Genomic DNA, 21718 nt, shown 5'->3' with positions numbered 1-21718 from the left:
GAATAAATTGTTTGGGTTGTATAAAATATAGAAAAGCTGTTTTAAATATCTAGATTAACTCATAGTGTTGAAAATTAGTTAAAAATTGAAAATGCTACTGTTTAGTCATTTGGAGTTACGATAAACTGCATTCTGTTAATTTATTACGTAATTTCTTTCTCTAAGAAATAACAAACTGATAAGTCTTAACTATACAAGTAAGACATTTTAGTGGCATAATTTAATTGCGCCCAACGGGTCAATCTAGGAATTAAAAACGGCTTAAATAGTTAGTTTAAGGCGTGAATTTTTTTGCAAAAGTTCATGCTTTTGTGGTCTTGTTAAAAATAATAATTTGTAAATTATTTAGTATTAATTTATGATAAAATTGTATTTTGTCGTTAAAATAAGTATTTGATCGACAATTGTGTAGAATTAGTTCTACATTTGCGGTGGAATGAAATTATGATTCCCCTTTCTATTAATGTGTAATCCAGTTATGTGACTTGGAAGGGCGAAGCCGTGGGAAATCTGTAAAAAAAAGACACATTTATCGCTTTACTTTATTGTTAATAATCAGTTGTTTTTGTGAATTTTTAAGGCTTTTTTGTCCTAATTAAAGGTGTTTTTGGAAAATAATATAATTTGATTTGTCCCAAAAGGGCAAAAAAGAGTTAAAAGATTCCTTTACTTTTACAAAAAAAATGGAAACACATTACATAATACAAATAATAATTTGTAGTAATAAAAATTAAAAATGGATAAGAATACTAAAATATACATCGCTGGTCATAATGGAATGGTAGGAAGTGCCATTTGGAGAACATTATCTGCCCAAGGATATAGAAACTTGATAGGCATGTCTAGTAAGGAATTAGATCTTATAAATCAACAAATTGTTCGTGATTTTATTGCCAAAGAAAAACCAGATGTTATTATTGATGCAGCAGCACGTGTAGGGGGGATTTTGGCAAATAATGACTACCCCTATCAATTTATTATGGAGAACATGCAGATTCAAAATAATTTAATTGATTCTGCTTTACAGAATAATGTGAAAAAATTTATTTTTCTCGGCAGTTCTTGTATCTATCCCAAATTGGCCCCTCAGCCTTTAAAGGAAGATTATTTGTTGACTGATTCTCTTGAACCAACGAATGAATGGTACGCTATTGCAAAAATTACTGGCGTGAAAGCCTGTCAGGCCATTCGTAAACAATATGGGAAAGACTATGTGAGTTTGATGCCGACAAATTTGTACGGCACGAATGATAATTTTGATTTGAACACGTCACATGTTTTACCGGCGATGATCCGAAAATTTCATGAAGCAAAAGAAAATAATAATGCTCCTGTAACCCTGTGGGGTAGCGGAACGCCAATGCGCGAGTTCTTGTTTGTTGATGATATGGCTCAGGCAGTAGTTTTTGCCTTAGAAAACACATTGCCTGATTATTTGTACAATATAGGAACAGGTGAAGACTTAACAATAAAATCGCTTGCAGAAACCATCCAAAAAATTACAGGCCATAAAGGCGAAATTATCTGGGATGCCACTAAGCCAGATGGTACCCCGCGAAAACTGATGGATGTTTCAAAAATGCATGATTTAGGATGGAGGCATAAGGTTGAACTTCACGACGGAATTCAAAAAACATACGATTGGTTTTTGGAAAATCAGGATACTTTTAAACAAGTAAAAATGTAGTTGGAGGAGTTTTTAACTGTTTAATCGCTTAAGTGTTTAATCGATTAAACAAATATTCGAATAACCAAATAACCGATTAAGCGATTAAACAATATACAAATGAGCACACAAAAAATAGCACTTATAACTGGAATCACAGGTCAAGACGGATCCTATTTAGCTGAATTATTATTAGAAAAAGGATATCAGGTTCATGGTGTTAAAAGACGTGCATCTTCTTTTAATACACAAAGAATTGATCATATCTATCAAGACCAGCACGAGAATCATGTTAATTTTAAATTACATTACGGTGACTTAACCGATTCTACGAACATTATCCGAATCATTCAGGAAGTGCAGCCAGATGAGATTTATAATTTGGGAGCGATGTCCCATGTGAAAGTGTCTTTTGACTCTCCCGAATATGTGGCCAATGTGGATGGAATAGGGACTTTAAGAATATTGGAAGCCGTAAGAATTCTGGGACTGGAAAAGAAAACCAGAATCTATCAAGCCTCTACTTCTGAATTGTATGGAGGTTTGGCCGAAAATAAAAACGAGAAAGGATTCTACGATGAAAATTCTCCGTTTTATCCGCGTTCTCCTTATGGAGTTGCCAAAATATATGGTTTTTGGATCACTAAAAACTACCGTGAAGCCTATAATATCTTTGCTTGCAACGGGATTTTATTTAATCACGAATCGCCACGAAGAGGGGAAACTTTTGTGACCCGCAAAATTACGATGGCCACTGCCGCTATTGCTTTGGGCAAACAAGATTGTTTGTATTTAGGAAACCTGAACTCGCAAAGGGACTGGGGACATGCCAAAGATTATGTTGAAGCCATGTGGAGAATCCTACAGCAAGACGTGGCCGAAGACTATGTGATTGCTACTGGAGTAACTACTTATATTCGTGATTTTGTGCGTTATTCTTTTGCCGAAGTAGGCATAGAATTGGCTTTTGAAGGCGAAAATGAAAATGAAATTGCCAAAATTGTCGCCTGCAACAACCCATTGTACCAATTGGAAATAGGCAAAACCGTAGTGCAGGTAGACCCGCAATATTACCGACCTACAGAGGTTGATTTACTAATTGGCGATCCAACAAAATCTAAAAAACTGGGCTGGGAACCGCAATACGATTTGGCAGCTTTGGTGAAAGAGATGGTGGAGAGTGATTTGAAGGTGATGAAGTAACACCAGTATTTAAAAGGTGGAAATTGTACGACGCTGAATTATTTTTAATAAAATTAGAATTCAGTATAAAAACTTTTAGCGAATCTAAAATTCTATTTAAAATAACTGACAGCCATATTTAAAAATCAATAAACAAATTATATGAAGAAAAAATTATTTTTTACAGCAATTTTTTGTTTTGTTCTATTTCCTAATTGCTCTGCTGAAGATGAAAATAGTACGCCCAGTAAGTCTGAAAAAATAGCAGAACCAATAATAATTGCCAAAAATTCTATTGTGGCACATCGAGGTGCCTGGAAAAAAAACAATTTCCCTCAAAACTCGATTGCTTCATTAAGAGAAGCTATTAGATTGAATTGTAAAGGATCTGAATTTGATATACAGTTAACCGCTGATGATTCTTTAGTAGTTTGCCATGACGCTCAATATAATAAACTAACAATTGAAAATTCAAAATATTCCGACTTAGTTACTTTTAAACTCTCAAACGGAGAAAAACTTCCAACACTAAGAGAATATATAATTGCTGGAAAACAAAATAATACAACAACACTGATGTATTGTGAATTTAAGAATTATAATTTGAATGCATCTAGAAAAAAGGTATTTCTTTCAAAAACATTAGAATGTGTTAGTAAATTAAATGCACAACAATATATGGCTTACCTTTCTTTTGATTTTGACTTATTAAAACAGTTGCGACTATTGGATGCCTATGCCGATATTCAAAATAGTGACTCTAATGCAAGTATAGAACTACTTAAAACAAACAATTTCTCAGGAGTTAGTTATGACTATTTAACATATATCAATCATCCTGATTGGATTGAAAGTGCTCAAAAGAATAAATTGAAATTAACAGTATATACTGACTATAATGATTCTAATGGGACAAATTATTATTTAAATAAAAAATTCGATGCTATCACAACAGATGAGCCTGAATCAGCAATAAAATCTCAAGCAGAATATAATCAAAATTTAAATACGAGGGGTTTTAATAATACAAAATTAGATTTAAAACTATTGGAAAACCCAACCTCTAATTTAATTTCGCTTCAATCCAATTTAGTATTGGAAGATGACTTAAAAATTAATGTAATTGATGAATCAGGCAAAATAGTGGGGACCAAAGCTTTTCCAAAAGGAACTTCCACTTGGTTCTTTGAGACAGACACACTCAAAAATGGTATTTATTTCTTAAAAATATCTGAACAGAATAGTTCTAAAACTATTAAAGTGATTATAAACAAATAGAGACAAAATAAAAAGATAAAATCATTAAAAAATGTTTAGATAGGTATAAAAATACTATAAAACGGATTGCCGTTACATTAGTAATTAGAATATAATAGCATTAAACAGTGTAGTAACTAAAAGTATTAACCGGTGAAAAAAAAAAAATTGGGTCGTAAATTCAGTAGAACTGTTTAAGAAAGATTTTACAAACATACAACGAGGATTAAAAATACTAAAATATTGATTTTCAGATTGATTTATAGACAATTAATGCTTGTTTTAAAGATAAATATATGGTGAGTACATTTAGTAATAATAGATTAGTAAAGAATGTATTGTCTCTTGGCATAGTGCAAGTTGCAAATTACGTACTCCCACTTTTGGCGATACCTATAGTTTCACGAATAATTGGCCCAGAAAAATTTGGTATTATTAATTTTGTAAGTGCATTTGTTGCTTATTTTACTTTGATTATAGGTTATGGATTCAACTTAACAGCCACAAGAAAATTGGCTCAAAATCCAACAGATAGCCAAATGAGAAATAGAGTTTTTAGCGAGGTGTTTTATGCTCAAATCATTCTTCTTGTATTTTCGAGTATTATTTTTCTTATCTGCTTGTTTTTTGTTCCTGCACTTAGAAACGAATGGGAAGTCTCAATTTTCACTTTTATTGTTTGTATAAGCACTTTACTAACTCAAGATTGGCTATTTCAAGCAATGCAGGATCTTCCAAAAGTTGCAATACTAAATTTTGTTTCAAAGTTCATTTTTATAATACTTATAATACTCATTATAAATCATCAGTCCGATTATATATGGTATGCATTTTCCTTAAGTATTTCTCAAATACTGGTCTCTATTATATCATTTATTTGGTCCATTAATAGGTACAAATTAAAGCTCTATAAAATAAATATTTCTAGCTCAATCGCTCTTCTATTGGAAGAAAGAACCTATTTTTTTTCATTGGTAGTCATAAATTTATATACAAGTACTAATATAGTACTATTGGGTTTTTTGACAAGTTCTGCTCAAGTTGGTTTTTATACTGCTGCACAAAAAATAACAATAATCATACAAGCTATCTTAATTTTGCCCTTAAGACAGGCTCTTTTCCCATTCATGGCTAATAAAATAAAAGAGAATGTTGACAATGGTATCGAAACGGCACAGAAACTATTGCCAATTATATTTTGGCCTGCATTATGCATTTGCATAGGAACTTTATTCTTAAGTAAATATATTATTCAAATTTTATATGGATCGGCGTTTGAGCCTGCAATTATCATACTTCAGATTTTGTCCTTTATTCCGATGATTATTGCTTTAAGTAACATTTGGGGCTTGACTGTCATGATGAATTTGAAATTGGACAAAATTTATTTTAGAATAACCTCAATCAGTGCTTTTAACAGCATTATTTTAAATCTCATTCTTATACATTATTTCGATGTAATTGGATCAGCAATAGCTTGGTTATTGACTGAATTAATCACTCTTAGTTCTATATTTTTTTATTTAAATAAAATAAAAATTCAATTAGTCGGATTAAAATACTTTAATCCAAGATACTTAAAAGGATTGCTATTAACTTACTATAATAAATAAGATGTTTCTTTTGAGTTTTCACTTAAATTAAGAAAACATAAAAGGCATGGTTGTAGATAAGTTTTCTAATTAATAACAATATGATATTAGAACTTTTATTGGTTGGCGCATTTTTGATCTACTGTTTTCAGGTTTCAGAGAAACGTATTCTTTATTTAATTTTTTTTTTATTGCCTATTCATGGTTCTATTAAGTATTTGGTATTTAAAGGCGGGGGAGAGATATTTGCTATATGGAAGGAATTGGGAATATTAGCATTATTTTTTCGGACACTCCATGTCAAGAATTATGCATCAGCTGAAATTTCGAAAACCTTTCTAATATTTTCTCTATTTATTATTGCGTATACAATGATTGGGTTTGGCGATGGTTACCAAATTGCTGGAGCATTCAAAAAGCTTTTTTTTCCTGTTTTTTTAACAATCTCAATATCTAAGATTCGCTTTACCCGCTCAGAAGCCAAAATGTTTTTTCTGGTAATTCTATTGGGTAGTTTGATAATTAATATTACGGGAATAGTAGACTTTGTATCCCCTTCCATGCGTTATATTTTTAGAAGTATAATGGGAGCTTCTTTTCAGGAAGGAAGTGATGGAACTGTTTATTATGATAACTCATCGATGCAGATTATGGGTATTGATCGGGTATGTGGCCTTATGGCAGGAGGTCCTAATCAAATGGGGGTATTTAATAGTGCAATATTGATTTTAGGCTTATTTTGTTGGATCAACAAAGGGAGTTTCAAATTTTCGCGTTCTCAAATATGGTGTTTATTAACCTGTTTAGGAGCTTCGTCTTTTTGCTTGTTAACGTCTTTTTCACGGGCTGGGTGGGCTATTTTGATAATCACTTTTATTTATGTTTTGATTGTTGATAAGCATTTTAGGCGCTTAGGATTAAAATACATTGTCATGGCTTTGTTTTTTGCGGTAATTGTAATCTTTAGTGTGCCTAAGTTCTTTTTTATAATTGAATCTACCCTTTCGGGTAAAGAGGCGAGCTCAGCTGCCAGAAGTGATATGACGATGGATGCATTGAATTATTTGTTTGACAATCCTGAGGGGAAAGGTCTTGGAGCAACAGATTTTGCACATACGCATCTCAATACAGGTCTGTATTTTGCTGAATCGTCACTTATTAATTTTGGAATAGAGTTGGGCGTGGTTGGTGTAGTATTGCTATTGATTTTAAAATTCAAGATTGGTTTTTTAATCCGAAAAAACATCGCAAGAAATGGCTTTGCTTCGATAGGCTATGGCTTTTTGGTAGCATTCATTATCACTAGCGCCGTATCTGTAAATACCTATGAGAACCCATTTATTTATTATGCTTGGATGATATTTGGTTTATCTCTAAATACGAAAATATTTTATAGGAGAAGTTCCAGAAAACAAATAATAAAAAAAAATGAAAATAAAGATATCTATTATAGTTGCAACATATAACGCACAGAAGTATTTGCAAAACTGCCTTGATAGTATTATTCCGCAACTCAATGAATCCATTGAATTAATTATCATAGATGGAGGGTCAAAGGATGAAACTATTAATATAATAAAAAGCAATCAACAGCATATTTCCTGTTTTGTAACAGAACCTGATAAAGGTATTTATGATGCATGGAACAAAGGGATTCAGAAAGCTACTGCTGATTGGATAATGTTTCTAGGCTCTGATGATGTATTGCTGCCTAATGCTCTTCATTCTTATATGGAAATGATACGAAATTGTGAAGATGAAATATCAATAATTAGCTCTAAAGTACGGGTAGTTACTTTCTCCGGAAAGCAGATTAAAATTATAGGCGAAAAATGGGATTGGCATAAATACAAAACAGGTACGTACTCACTAGCACATCCAGGAATGTTGCACAAAAAAATATTGTTTGAGAAATATGGCTACTATGATATCCAATTTAGAATTTGTTCTGATTCAGAATTCTTCCTAAGAACAGGAAAATATTTAAAGGGTGCATTTGTTGATGCTATCAGCGTAAATATGCAAGAGGGTGGAATGAGTGATTCCTATAAAGCCATCGTAGAATCATATTTCATACGAAAGAAAAATAGAACAATTCCCAACTATTGCAATTGTATCAGATTTTTTTGGAGATGTGGAATATTTAGTGCTTCAAAAATAAAAAGAAAAATACTATATAAATATGGGAAAAATTGATTTTGTAATTTTATGGGTGGATGGAAATGAACCGAATTGGCAAAGGGAATTTCAAGCACATTCTCTTAAAGAAAGAGGGGCTAAATCTTCCGTTAGATTCAGAGATTGGGATAATCTTCAATATTGGTTCAGAGGAGTCGAAAACTATGCACCATGGGTAAATAATATTTTCTTTATCACAAGTGGACATGTTCCAAATTGGTTAAATTTAAACGCTCCAAATCTGAAAGTGATAAATCATTCTGATTATATCCCAAATGATATTCTGCCCACATTCAGTTCTAATACAATAGAAATGTATCTTCACAAGATAGAAGAATTATCAGAACATTTTGTGCTATTTAATGATGATTTTTTCATTATAAACCATGTTGATAAAGATAGGTTTTTCAAAAAAAAATTTCCCTGTGATATTTCAGCATTTAATGTTTATCATGGAAGAGATTTATCCACTAATAACATGTGCAATATCGAATTACTGAACAAGCATTTTGATAAAAGAAAATCGTTAAAAAAGCATTTTTTCAAATGGTTCTCTATTCAAAATAATAAATTATTAATTAGAACACTTTTATTGTTACCATGGCCTGATTTTGTAGGATTTTATGATCATCATTTGCCGCAGCCTTTTCTGAAATCGACGTTTAAAGAAGTCTGGGAAAAGGAAGGGGATGCAATTTCCCAATCCATAAAGTATAGGTTCAGACAACGTACCAATATTACTCAATATTTAGTACGATATTGGCAGTTGGCTTCGGGAAAATATCATTGTACTAATGTTTTTAAAGACAGTGTTTATTTTCAAATAGATCAAGATAATTTGAATTTAGCAGTCAACACTATTCGAAATCAATCCAAAAAAATTATCGTTTTAAATGACAAAGAAAACATAGATTTTGAAAATAGTAAAGAACTTATCAATTTGGCTTTTAGCGATATTCTTCCTCTGAAATCGAAATTTGAAATTTAATTCTATTCACCAATAGAAGAAAACACATGTTATGTTCTTCAAAAAATAAGAGTATTCGTGATTGTCCAGAGTGATTCTTCACCTAGGGGATATCTTAATAAAATATTCAAACCACAAATTTTCAGATAATAATATTAGCAGATTTACTTAACAAAATAATTAAATATAAATACTATAATTAGTTGATTAAATAATAATGCAAAATAATCCATTTATATCCATATGTATTCCAGCAAACGGAAGGATAGAGTACGTACGGAATACTTTAACTAGCATTTATACTGAAGAGAATGATTTAAAATTGCCACTTAATGAGTTTGAGGTAATTTTATCAGACAATGACCCGAATTGTGGCTTAGAAATTTTAAAAACAGAATTTCCATACAAAAACTTTCATTACTTCAATACGAATTGCGAAGGATTTTTAAATTCATTCCATGTTTTAACCTATGCAAGGGGCAATTTTTTAAAATTACATAATAGCCAAGAGACATTCAGATCAGGAGCATTATTAAAAATAATTGGATTCTTAAAATCAATAGAAAAATCGAAACCAGCTGTTTTTTTTACAAGTGGTTTTTTGACTACTGGAGAAATAACACATTTTTCAAAATTTGATGATTTTATGTGCAATCTTTCATACTGGTCATCTTGGAGTAACGGATTCGGAATATGGCGAGACGATTTTGATAACATTAAAGAGAATAATAATTTAAATAAATTATTTCCTCACACGTCTCTATTCTTAACCCAATATAATAAAGCAACGTTTATATTAAATGATGAGCTTCTTTTTAATACACAATTTGTTAAAAAAAGAGGAGGTCACAATAAATTCCATGCTTTTAGTATTGAGTACCCATCATTAATCGACTCGATATATAATAAAGGTTACATAAAATTAGAGACAAAGAATAGAATATTAAAAGATATACTCTACAACTATCTTTCCTTACTTTTTTTTAACGTAAAAATTGCAAAAAGAGAGACTTTTAGTGCTGATGGCTTCAAACAGAACATACAAGTGTATTTTCCTAAAGGATCTTACTGGCTCGTATTATGTTTAAGCTTTATAATACCATTAAAAGTAATTTGGAGAAAAATAAAAATTAATTACTTGTTGAAATCTAAAATTTAGATTAATGAAAATAGTAATACTAGGCACTCGAGGCATTCCTAATCACTACGGGGGCTTCGAGCAATGTGCCGAATATCTTGCCTTGGGTTTGGTTAAAAGAGGATTTGAAGTGGTCGTTTACAATTCCCACAACCATCCCTATCAGGACAAAGAATGGAAAGGGGTGCAGATCGTACATTGCTACGATCCCGAGGATAAATTGGGAACAGCCGGACAGTTTATTTATGATTTAAACTGTATTTTGGATATCCGAAAACGCAACTTTGATATAGTTTTGCAATTAGGCTACACCAGCAGTTCCGTTTGGGGATGGCTACTACCTAAAAAGGCAGTGGTAACCACCAATATGGATGGCTTGGAATGGAAGCGCACCAAATACTCTGATAAGGTTAAAAAGTTTCTTCGATATGCCGAAAAATTAGGGGTAAAATACAGTGATCACCTAATTTCGGATTCTATCGGCATTCAGGACTATTTAAAGGAGAAGTACAAAGCGGACTCAACCTATATCGCTTACGGCGCTACCCTTTTTGAAAATCCGGATTCTGCTATACTCAAAACATACCAGTTGCTTCCTTATCAATACAACATGCTAATTGCCCGTCTGGAACCGGAAAATAGTATAGATGTCATTTTGGAAGGGGTTGCACAGGCCAATATTTCTAGCCCTTTTCTAGTAATTGGCAATCACCAAACCAAATATGGTGATTATCTAAAACAAAAATTTGCTGCTTTTTCGCAAATTCAATTTATTGGAGGTATTTATAATATAACCGCTTTAAATAATTTGAGATATTTTTCCAATATTTATTTTCATGGGCATACTGTGGGCGGTACAAACCCTTCTCTTTTGGAAGCTATGGCTTCTAATTGTTTGATTTGTGCTAATGATAATTCCTTTAATAAATATATCCTTGGCAAGGATGCCATCTATTTCAAAAACGCAAATGATGTGGCTATTCATCTGTCAAATGTAAACTATCACGATGCCAAACATCAGTCTATGTTAATAGAGAATAATCAAAAAATTATTGAAATTTATGATTGGGAACTCATCACAGACCAATATGCTAAGCATTTTAATGAGATTGTAGGAGAATTGTCGAATTCCCAAACAAGTTCATTTGAAACCATAGATTCTTTTGTTGTTCCACCCAATGTCAAAACAGCTCCTAGCAAAACTTTGGTAACACCTAACAAAATAATAAGAGATTCTATTAAAACTGAAAAAGCAACAGTTTTAGAACAAAGCCTTTAAGTAAAATAAAAATTGTCAAGTTGCTATGCAAAATGGCTTGATAGAATCCCCCTTGGATAATATAATAAACCCATTAAAAAACTTTAAATACAGGCATTAGTGCTACTACAATTTTTACATTATTCGTTTTTTAATATTTTAATTATTAGTTAGTTGGACTTAATTCACAACTTAAATTAATTGTTTTTTTGAACATGAAAATTTTACAAAAACTCTCAGAATATCGTTTTTCCCGTTATTTCAAAGCCCTATTTTTGGTATGGGATGTGGTTTTACTGAATGTGGCCATAGTTTTATCGGCTCTAATACGATTTGGTAGTATTGATAAACTTTTTTTTAAAGAACAACAAACCATTTCCTTGCTGGCAAATCTAGTATGGATTATTCTTTTGCTTTATAGTGACTCATTTAGAATCGTAAGGGTTGAACCTATCGAAAGAATATTATGGAGAACAATAAAAAAGATATTTATCCATATAGCAGTAATTGCTTTTTTTGTCGTTGCCTTAAAGTATGAAGATATTTCTAGGCTTCGACTGGTTTACTTTTATTGGCTTTTTTTTGGTTTAATGATGGTTTCCAGGTTTTTGTCCATAAAAATTCTGAAGTACATAAGAGCTAGGGGCTATAATTTTAGGAATTTCATAATTGTTGGCGCCAATAATAAGGGAGAAAAGATACGTACGATTTTAGCAAAAGATCTGACCTATGGCTATCGTTTTCTTGGCTATTTTGATGATAATGTAGATACTTCGGCTATTATTTCTCAACCTGTTTTAGGAAGCTTTGATGAAATCAAAGGGTTTATTGAAAATGAAAAGGTAGATGAAATGTATGTCGCATTGCATATTGATAATGTTGATGTTATCAGTAAATTGGTGCGAATTTGTGAGCACCACATGGTGCGAATTAAATTCATCCCTGATTTTCAATTGTACACCAAATCCAATAAAGTGGAGATGACTTTTTATGAAAACACACCCGTTTTAATGCTTCGTCGGGAACCTTTGGAGGCGGCCTTAAATCGGATTCTGAAAAAAGTATTTGATATTTGTTTTTCGTTGTTTGTTTTGGTATTTATATTTCCGTGGTTGTTTCCTATTATAATGCTTATTGTTAAGATAGAATCTCCAGGTCCTGTTTTTTTTAAACAGCAACGTTCTGGCAGGGATAATAAAACGTTTAACTGTTTGAAGTTTAGAAGTATGCGTCTCAATGAAGCCGCAGATAATAAGCAGGCTCAAAAAGGAGACAGTCGAATAACTAAATTTGGTGCTTTTATGCGCAAGACAAGTATTGATGAATTGCCACAGTTTTTGAATGTTTTTCTGGGAAATATGTCAGTTGTAGGACCTAGACCTCACATGGTAAACCATACCAAACAATACAGCGAATTAATTAATAATTATCTGGTGCGCCAGTTTGCTAAACCCGGTATAACGGGATGGGCTCAGGTTAACGGTTTCCGTGGTGAAACCAAAGAGCTCATTGATATGGAAAACAGAGTGGAGTACGATATTTGGTATATCGAAAACTGGAGTTTATTATTAGATATAAAAATTATAATTAAAACGGTTATTAACGCAGTTAAAGGAGAAGAAAATGCGTATTGATTTTAAAAAAGTATTTTTTATTTTTTATGCTTGTCCGTAATCGTACCTAATAAGGCTTTTTTTGCTACAAATTATACGAATTTGCACAAATTTAAAAAATGTAATCATCAAAAAATCTGTGAGAATCAGTTTAATCCGTTCAATCTGTGGCCTATCTTCGGCTTATAGGCAACATAGCGGACAAGCATATTATTTTTTAAAATAACTCGTTGGGTGTAATTATTTTTTAACACATAGAAACATAGAATTTATTGTGTTTAAAAAAGGATTTGATAGTCGTTTTACTTCTCACATAGCTAATCTATGTGACCCGAGCCTGAAGGGCGAACTGACGAAGTAAAAATAGTTCTATTTCTATTCAATCTTTAATGATTTGCTAGTAAATCTATGTATCTATGTGTTTCATTTTTTATTTAAACTGAATTTCACCCAACGGTTTAAAATAAAATTCATGTCTCTCTAATTGTTTTGCCTCTTTAAAAAGGCAATTTGCCTTACTCCAAATGAAATTTTTTAATATAAATCTTTGCCCTTAAATTCCTGATCTAATGAAAGTGAACATTCCTTTTTTTGTAAAAGCACTTTGTCTTTTACTTTTTTTATTTTTTTGTTTCTCATGCGGTTCCAAGAAAGAAGTCGTTTATTATCAAAATATTGATGCATTGAATTCGCAACAAAATCAAAATTCTTATGAAATTAAAATTCAGCCAGATGATTTATTAATGATAATCGTTTCCGCTGATAATCCAGAAGTCGCTATTCCTTTTAATTTAACTTCTGTCGCTGTTTCAAATACAGGTAAACTAGACACAACCACAGGTCAATTGACGATGCAATCCTATTTGGTGAGTCGGGATGGAATGATTGATTTTCCTGTTTTGGGCAAAATACAAGTTGGTGGATTAACCAGAACAGAAGTGCTATCGTTGTTGCAGAGTAAAATCGGTGCATACATTAAAAACCCAATTATTAATCTGCGTGTGATGAATTTTAAAATTTCATTGCAAGGAGAGGTGAATTCGCCCGGTACTTATCCAGTAACATCAGAGCGTGTTACTTTGATTGAAGCCTTGAGTATGGCCAAAGATTTAACTATTTATGGACGCCGAAATAATATTTTGGTCATAAGAGAAACCAATGGCGTAAAGTCCTATAACAGAGTTGATATAACAAAATCTGATTTTATTAGTTCACCTTTCTATTATTTGACTCAAAACGATGTAGTATATGTCGAACCCAACAAGACTAAGGTAAATGCTTCAAAAGTAGGTCCAAATACCTCAGTAATTATATCGGCGATTTCTATTTTGGTATCGCTTTGTGTTCTATTTTTTAATTAAAGATAACTAACAAATGCAGAAAGAAGATTTTTATAATGATTTTATAGAAGATGAAGTTGAAGATGTTAACATTAGGGAACAATTAGATAAATATATAGTTCACTGGCGTTGGTTTTTGGTTAGTGTTGTTGTTGGTTTAATTTTTGCTTTTTTGTATTTGCGTTACACGACTCCAATTTATGAAGCAACTACAACCATATTAGTTAAAGACGAGAAAAAAGGGGGCATGCTCTCTGAGTTATCCGCTTTCGCTGATTTAGGAATGGGCGGCGGCATGAAAAATAATGTTGATAATGAAATAGAAATTTTAAAGTCTAGGACATTAGTAGAAAGTGCTATCAAAAAGCTGAATCTTACTGTAGGTCTTTTTGTTGAAGGGAAAGTGGTTGATCGCGATATATATGGAGGAGCACCAATTAAGGCGCATTTTGTTACTAAAACAAATTTATTTGATAAAGCAAAGGTTTCTCTGGATTGTAAGTTTTTGAATGCGACTACTTTTTCATTAGAAAATGAAGCTGAAGAAAAAGAAAAATTTATTTTGTCTCCAAAAAATGAATTCAAATTTGGAGAAAAGATTCCAACCAAAATAGGTGTTTTAGTCATTCAAAGAACACCTTTTTACGCGCAAAGTCATGAAGGAAGATTTGAATCCATTCGTATAGTTATTAATTCTTTGGATGAAGCAACAGAAAGTTTTAGGAAAAGATTAAATGTTGAGCCTGTAAGTAAAACGAGCAGCGTTGTAACGGTTTCGATTTCGGATCCTGTGGCTATAAAAGCCGAGGATATTTTAGATAATATGATCGAAATTTATAATGAAAATGCTGCCGAAGATAAAAATTTCATTTCAGAAAATACTTCCGAATTTATTGCGGGCCGATTGGCATTAATTGCAAAAGAATTAGATGGTGTAGAACAGGATGTCGAAAGTTTTAAAAAAACAAATAAGCTCACCGATGTTGAATCGGATGCCAAAGTTTTTATAGAAGGTTCAACAGAATACGATAAAAAAGGAGTAGAAACTGAAATTCAATTGAATGTGGTTTCTTCATTGCTTGATTTTATTAAAAAAAGCAACAACTCTGATTTATTGCCTTCCAATTTAATTACCGATAATGGAGATGCAAAAGGATTGATTTCGTCCTATAATCAGTTGGTTCTGGATCGCAACAGGATTTTAAAATCGGCTACAGAGGAAAACCCTTCCGTAGTAAAATTGGATCAGCAAATAGTGTCTTTAAAAGCAAATGTAGTTGCGAGTTTGAGACGAATGCAAGCTAATTTACAAATTCAGAATCGTGATATTAAAAGTCAGGAAAGTATTTTGAATAGCAAAATTGGGCGAATTCCTGTTCAGGAACGTCAGTTTAGAGTAATTGCAAGACAACAGAAAGTTAAAGAAGAGCTGTATTTGTATTTATTGCAAAAAAGAGAAGAAACCGCCATTTCGTTATCGGCAACGGAGCCTAACGCTCGTGTAATTGACGCTGCAAAATCGGGTAAAGACCCTATTAGTCCAAAGAAAAAAATTATTTATTTGGCCGGAATGTTATTGGGATTACTGGTTCCTTTTGGAATTATTTATACCGATGACTTATTGGATACAAAAATAAAAAGCAAACTGGATTTGGAAGGAAAAACACAAATTCCGTTTATCGGTGATGTTCCAACTTCGAGTGATATTGGTGAATTAATGAAAACCGATAGCAGAAGCAGTTCTGCAGAGGCAATTCGTATCGTAAGGACCAATCTGGAATTTATGCTTACAAAAGTTCCAGAAGGGATTGCAAAAACTCTTTTTGTTACCTCTACTTTTCCTAGAGAGGGTAAAACTTTTATGTCAGTAAATCTTGCGGCAACTTTTGCGTTGTCGGGAAAAAAGGTTTTGTTATTGGGTGCTGATATCCGAAATCCAAAATTTGGAGAATATATTGATGTTCCTAACTTGGGTTTGACCAATTATTTGTCAGCAGCAGATCAGGATGTTCGGGATTATATTATTAAGCATGAGGGATATAAGAATTTCTTTATTTTGCCATCGGGCGTAATTCCACCAAACCCTGCAGAATTATTAATGAACGATAAAGTAGATCAGCTTTTCTCAGATCTTAAGAAAGAGTACGATTATATTATTGTGGATACTGCTCCGGTTAGTTTGGTTACAGATACACTGTTAATTGCCAAAAATGCTGATACTTTTGTTTATGTAATGCGTGCGAATGTACTAGAAAAACGTATGTTGTCTATTGCAAATATGTTTTATAAAGAAAAGAAACTACCTAATATGTGTATCGTTCTTAATGATACGGATTCTACAAAAGGGTATGGATATGGTTACGGATATGGTGTTAAGAAAGTAAAAAAGCCTTGGCACAAGAAGATAACAAACCGAAGAAATATTTCGTAGAAAAGCGGCTGTATAAAGTCTCTGAAAGCAAAATCCCTGGCAAAAAGCTAGGGATTTTTTTGTTTCTATACCTTTCAATTCTGAAATGAATTTGATTTAGAACTTGAAAAATTGATTATTTGCAATAACTTCTTTTAAAGTCGCAACATTGTTACTGTCAATTTTTATTTTTTGATTGAATGAAGCTATGTGGTTATTGTGATGGACGTCTGAACCTACAAAGTCATACATTCCTTTTTTTAGAAGTTCTTCTGCGACTTTGGTAATTTCGTTGCCATAGTATCCAACTACAGCAAGCAAATTAAGTTGAAATAGGCAGCCAGCTTTTTTTAATTTATGATATTCATTAAAGTTTTTATGATAAAATAAATACCGTTCAGGATGTGCTAATACCGGAATGTATCCAGCAACCTGAATGTCAAAAAGGATTTTGTACAATTGAACAGGCGCATTCATATAGGACATTTCGACAAGAACATAATTATCTTTAAGAGTCAAAAGTTTTTCATTTTGAAAGTGATTTTCAAACCAGTCGTCCATGAAATATTCGGCGGCAGCCCGAAATGGTATTTTAATGTTTTCGTGGTCTATTAAAAGCGTGGTCTCCTTGTGTTTGGCAATTATATCTTCGGGCGAATTATTGTAGATATAATGACTTATATGCGGTGTTGTGATAAATTGCAGCACCCCCATTTCTTGAAAAGAACTTGCAAGTTTATTTGTTTCTGCTATTGTTTTGGCACCATCATCAATTCCTGGCAATAAATGCGAATGGATATCTACATAATTTCCAGCAAGAAAATCTTTTAAATACGGTTTTGATTTTAAGAATGATAGCATAATTGCAAAAATAACTAAAACGTGTTATTTTTTTCATAGTAAAATGATAAAGATTAAACTGCGGGAGAATGATTCAATTTTGTAATTAAAGCCTGTTTTTTTTATTTCTTGTAATTTGAAATAAAAGAATAACGTTCTTAATCGTCAGTTTAAATCTCAAAATAATCAATAAGAAAAAGAAATCGTTTGAGATTGTAGGTTTATATTTATAAAATAAAATACGGAATTTTTTTAAAAAAACCAATGATATTTGTAAGCAGTTTTTAGAATGCATTTCGGGAACTTTGTGAAAATGAGGAAAAAAGATTGTGCTTTTGTCAATAAAAAAAGCACAGTCACAAAAGAAATTATTTAGAACCTTATTAAATTTTCACCGATGAATGTAGACAGTAAAACAAGACAGGAATTAATAAAACAAACCAGAAAAGATACGGTTAGGTATATTAATCTGCAATTGGCTTCTTTGGGGCAACCTATTTTTCAGGACGACCTAAATTCGGAAGAGCAGTTTTGTAATCCAAAATTTCAGGAATTAACCAATGGTTTGATTAAGAATTTTCGTGAAAAATCACGATTGCTGTCCGGTCATCTTTCCCCTGCCGATACCCGAATTCAAAACTTTTTGAATGATTATCTTAAAGATATTTCATTTGATAAATCATATACAATTCCCAATGATACTTTGATTTTGACTCAAAAAGGTCACGCAAGAGAATTGAGTTTGCCTCCAAATGGGGTGTCTTTTGTGAGCGAGGAAGTTACATCCTACAGAATAAAACAGGGTATTTTGAACAATCCTGCCAGCGATAAAAGAACTACAAAAGGAACTTTTCATATAGTTGAAGGCGATTTGCCAGCACCTTTGGATAAAATTGAAGTACCCAAAATTGCTTTTGCACATTTTTTAAATGCCGCTTTCAATCCTTCTGAAGAGTTGAAAATATTACCATTTACTTCGAATCAGGAAGAAAAAGCCAAAGTGATGGTTTCACTGTTATTGCGACCTATGGTTTGTCCCGAGGTAAAAGGAGTTATTTCCAAAAAATCGATGGAAGTGCGCTTTTTTGTTCCGGGAAATTTGGTAAGTAACCTGGATTTTGTAGAAGCTATTTTTGGTAATGCAGGAGATCCTGGACTCGCTCAAAATGATGCGGCTCTGGATACCGAGCATTGGACAGGTCACACGGGTTGTATTGTCTTGGCTCCACAATTACGTTTGCTGAAGAAAAAAGATATTGGATTGCCTCATTATGACAATGCAACAGACCGTCAGAGAAAAGACGGAATGTGCTGGAAAGAGGAGAACGAATTATATAATGACGGAAATGCCTTTAAAGTAACTTGTAGAGACGAACGAGGAGTTGTTGTAACCCTTATCGCCGATAATTATTACGGTTATTCCAAAAAAGAAATTAAAACCCAAATCAGTTATTCTGCCAATTTATTTGGTTTGGTAGAGGAAGAACATTCTGGAGGAGCAATTGCGTATCCGAGAGGTGTTATGGGGGATATTGTTGATGGGGCAACTTTTTCATCAAAATTCGGAAATCAATATACTTTTGAAGGTGTAAAGTCTTTTTTGGGGGATAGAATAGATGTGAAACCAGGAAATTATGCTGTCGATAAAAAGTATCCAGATTTAGTTTACATTCCTGAGAATGCTTACATCAATACAAACACCAATAGCATCACTTGGACATATAATAATGAGGCTCAGAAATTAATTTTAAATCCAAATAAAGTTTACATTCACCCAACAGGAAATAAATTTAAACTGGAAAAACACAATGCTATTTCTTTGTGGCGAATTGTAAATACTTTTCCGGAAGGGATTTTTTGCCACAAACCTTGTACGGTTTCCGGTGGAGGTAAGTCGGAGATTTCAAAATCGATGCAAAATGCGATTACTTATAGCGCATTTAATATTTTGGATATTGAAGAAGATTTCAAAAAAGCCGATGAAATTATTGAGTTTGATTATTCGACAAGATTCAAAAAAATCGATCCTTCCTTACCGCCATCAAGAACTTTTCTAGACAAAAGAAGAACGTTGGGATCAGCTGTTAAATTGTTGATACCGTCAAAAGAAAATAATGATGAATTCAATCAGTTTATAGAAAGTATTCCGGTGCATATTAGGTCTTTGGTGTTGTTTGTGAAAAGGTTGTACAGACAGGATCACGGCGCTTTGAACTGGAAGGACTGCATGTCGGTTGAAATTATCAACGGTAAAAACGGGACAGGTTTAATCTACAACAATACTCCGGTAGTAGGAAGTTATGTGCGTATAGGATTCAATCAAAAAGGGGCGTGGTTGTTGAATAAATTGAGATCGGACTTTTCTGCCTGTCAAAAAATTCAGATGGAAGATGATATTTCGGCATCGATTACTTTACCAAGAAATCGATTCAAAAATCTGAATCCAAAATTCACCAATAAAAGTTTAAAAGTGGTAGGAAATTGCGAGTCGCATTTGTTCCAAAGACCTGACGAAGCGGTTATTCGAGGTTACGATAAAGGAGCAGAAAAAGATATCGTAAATGATGGTGTTTTCTTGACAAATTACGAACTTTTAACCAAGAAAGATGCTGTCGAAATATTGGAAGATACCATCAATTTTGATAAATATACCCAACCGGTTAAGGATTTGATTCTGAGTATCGCGAATAGTCCAAATGAAGAAGAGTATTTTTCATTGCCTTCTCATAATAGAATTGTTGATGGAGAACCAACGAAAAACCCTCGTTATCTGGAGCCTAATATTTTCATTAATGAAACAGAAGCGAGTTATTTAGCAGAAATCGGTGTTCGTTTGTTCCGAAAAATAAAATCGGAAGATCCTGTAATTGATGTGGTGAATGCCGTATTACCGGGAAGAAGAAACAATCCTGTTGACAAAAAAGCGGGTATTCGTCCGTTGGCGGTTTACAACCCAATCCATTATCAGGAAACACCAGAATTGTTTATGGATTTTATTTGCAGTCTTACCGGAAAATCGCCTTCAACCACAGGAGCCGGTTCTGAAGGAGCTTTGACCAAAGGGCCATTCAATATGCTGACGCCAACGACAGATTTGAATAATGCGCTACTTTCTCATATTTTGACCGAATCAAATGCTTTTAGCACCTCAGCAGGCTATGTGGGAGCAGAAAACAAAGTAGATCACGATATCAGTCTTTTAATTCCCGAAATCTGGGCGCGTATGGCTGCAGAAGATCGTGATCCAAAAGTTTTGATTGCTAATGGTTCTTTGGAAAAAATCGATGATTTTGAATATCAAGGGCAAAAAGTATTGGCAAGCCGATTAGGATACCGTATCACAAGCACGTTCTCGCTAAGATGTTTGAACCGTTTGTTTGATGAACCTAATGCTGTTTTCAACGAAAGAATGCTTAAACCAGAATTACAAGGTTTGGAAGATTATGTGGATGGTATCAATAATATTGTCGAAGCCCAACAAAAAGTCGCCTTGAGTTACTTTGAGGACGGAAGTATCGAAGCCGCCATTCCGCCATTGAAAATCTTATTGCACATGATGGCTTATGGCCATTATGAAGGAAAGGAAATGAGCGATCCTGAATTAAGAAGTTATTTCGAAAGAGAATATGTTATCAATAGCGACTGGTACAAAGAAAGATTGAAATTGAAACAACAAAAAGATATTGCTTTTTATACCAATCAAATTAAATATGTAGAGCAATTTATCGCCAATGAAGGAAATAAATCTCTTGTAGCCGAAATGGATTTGAATACCCGTTTGCAAAACGTAAAAAATATGTTGGCAACGGCAAGTGCACTAGAATATATTGATAGTTTGGTGGGGACAATTGGAGCCGATTTATTGTATGTAAAAAAATAACCTGTACGCTTTTATTTAAATAACCCGTCTGAAAAGAAATTTTTAGACGGGTTTTTAATTTTTTGGAGCAGAAAGATTAGGCATTTTCAGGAAACATTGTTCCCGCTATTCGTTGCAATCTTGTGTACCGAACCCCGGCACACAAGGATTTCCACTTCTATCGGGGCTAAAGAGAAGATTTTGGCTTTTTTATAATCATCCACAAAAGAAAAAATAGTAATAATCAAACTCAGACTATCACGATTTTTTATTTTGTCTATTAAAAAAAATCTGCGAAAATCTGCGAAATCTGCGTGAAATAAAGCAACAATGTCCTAATGCAGATTTTGAGTTCAAACTATTTTACCGAAACTTTAGATTTCACACTTACATTTAAAGACTATCTTTGCGCGCTTGG

At 32.9% G+C, this 21718-nt stretch carries 14 protein-coding genes; 13 read left to right on the top strand and 1 reads right to left on the bottom strand.

Annotated elements, in window-relative coordinates:
• Window positions 1-736 precede the first annotated feature (736 nt).
• The 12 genes from EM308_RS17005 (at window position 737) to EM308_RS16950 (ending at window position 16622) form a co-directional block, all read left to right on the top strand.
• The gene (locus EM308_RS17005) at window positions 737-1687 is read left to right on the top strand and encodes a GDP-L-fucose synthase family protein (RefSeq protein WP_035640270.1); all 951 of its coding nucleotides are present in this window, start codon (window positions 737-739) and stop codon (window positions 1685-1687) included.
• Between the two features lie 99 nt (window positions 1688-1786).
• A complete protein-coding gene (gmd, locus tag EM308_RS17000) occupies window positions 1787-2869 on the top strand; it encodes a GDP-mannose 4,6-dehydratase (protein WP_035640269.1) in 1083 nt (360 codons plus the stop codon).
• Between the two features lie 141 nt (window positions 2870-3010).
• Window positions 3011-4126 carry a glycerophosphodiester phosphodiesterase family protein gene (locus EM308_RS16995; protein ID WP_051877898.1) on the top strand — a complete coding sequence of 372 codons (1116 nt, stop codon included), beginning with the start codon at window positions 3011-3013 and terminating at the stop codon, window positions 4124-4126.
• 275 nt (window positions 4127-4401) lie between these two features.
• Window positions 4402-5718, top strand: a complete 1317-nt coding sequence (locus tag EM308_RS16990) for a flippase (protein WP_035640267.1) — start codon at window positions 4402-4404, stop codon at window positions 5716-5718.
• A gap of 80 nt (window positions 5719-5798) precedes the next feature.
• Window positions 5799-7163, top strand: coding sequence for an O-antigen ligase family protein (locus EM308_RS16985; RefSeq protein WP_035640266.1), 1365 nt, complete (start codon window positions 5799-5801; stop codon window positions 7161-7163).
• The gene (locus tag EM308_RS16980; RefSeq protein WP_051877897.1) at window positions 7126-7893 is read left to right on the top strand and encodes a glycosyltransferase family 2 protein; all 768 of its coding nucleotides are present in this window, start codon (window positions 7126-7128) and stop codon (window positions 7891-7893) included. The genes EM308_RS16985 and EM308_RS16980 overlap by 38 nt, the downstream gene beginning before the upstream one ends.
• Window positions 7880-8863, top strand: coding sequence for a stealth family protein (locus tag EM308_RS16975; RefSeq protein WP_035640265.1), 984 nt, complete (start codon window positions 7880-7882; stop codon window positions 8861-8863). Before EM308_RS16980 ends, EM308_RS16975 begins: the two co-directional genes overlap by 14 nt.
• A gap of 196 nt (window positions 8864-9059) precedes the next feature.
• Entirely contained in the window at window positions 9060-10001 is a 942-nt protein-coding gene (locus EM308_RS16970; RefSeq protein WP_035640263.1) for a glycosyltransferase family 2 protein, read from the top strand.
• Window positions 10002-10005: 4 nt separating this feature from the next.
• Window positions 10006-11259: a DUF1972 domain-containing protein gene (locus EM308_RS16965; RefSeq protein WP_081907363.1), complete on the top strand. Its 1254-nt coding sequence runs from the start codon at window positions 10006-10008 to the stop codon at window positions 11257-11259.
• Between the two features lie 194 nt (window positions 11260-11453).
• Complete coding sequence (locus tag EM308_RS16960) at window positions 11454-12872, top strand: undecaprenyl-phosphate glucose phosphotransferase (protein ID WP_035640261.1); 1419 nt, start codon at window positions 11454-11456, stop codon at window positions 12870-12872.
• Window positions 12873-13420: 548 nt separating this feature from the next.
• The gene (locus EM308_RS16955; RefSeq protein ID WP_035640260.1) at window positions 13421-14212 is read left to right on the top strand and encodes a polysaccharide biosynthesis/export family protein; all 792 of its coding nucleotides are present in this window, start codon (window positions 13421-13423) and stop codon (window positions 14210-14212) included.
• Between the two features lie 13 nt (window positions 14213-14225).
• Entirely contained in the window at window positions 14226-16622 is a 2397-nt protein-coding gene (locus EM308_RS16950) for a GumC family protein (protein WP_051877896.1), read from the top strand.
• 96 nt (window positions 16623-16718) lie between these two features.
• On the opposite strand, the gene EM308_RS16945 is transcribed toward EM308_RS16950, so the two are convergent.
• Window positions 16719-17462 (bottom strand): tyrosine-protein phosphatase, encoded by a 744-nt coding sequence (locus EM308_RS16945; RefSeq protein ID WP_035640258.1) that lies wholly within the window; start codon window positions 17460-17462, stop codon window positions 16719-16721.
• Window positions 17463-17838: 376 nt separating this feature from the next.
• Between EM308_RS16945 and EM308_RS16940 the strand changes: the two genes are divergently transcribed.
• On the top strand, window positions 17839-21321 hold the full coding sequence (locus EM308_RS16940) for a hypothetical protein (RefSeq protein WP_035638939.1): 3483 nt from the start codon (window positions 17839-17841) through the stop codon (window positions 21319-21321).
• The last annotated feature ends 397 nt before the right edge of the window (window positions 21322-21718 follow it).

It is taken from the genome of Flavobacterium gilvum, assembly GCF_001761465.1.
GTDB classification, from domain to species: Bacteria; Bacteroidota; Bacteroidia; order Flavobacteriales; family Flavobacteriaceae; genus Flavobacterium; species Flavobacterium gilvum.
Note: the sequence above shows the minus strand (reverse complement) of the source record. Positions and strands in the feature narration are given on the sequence as shown.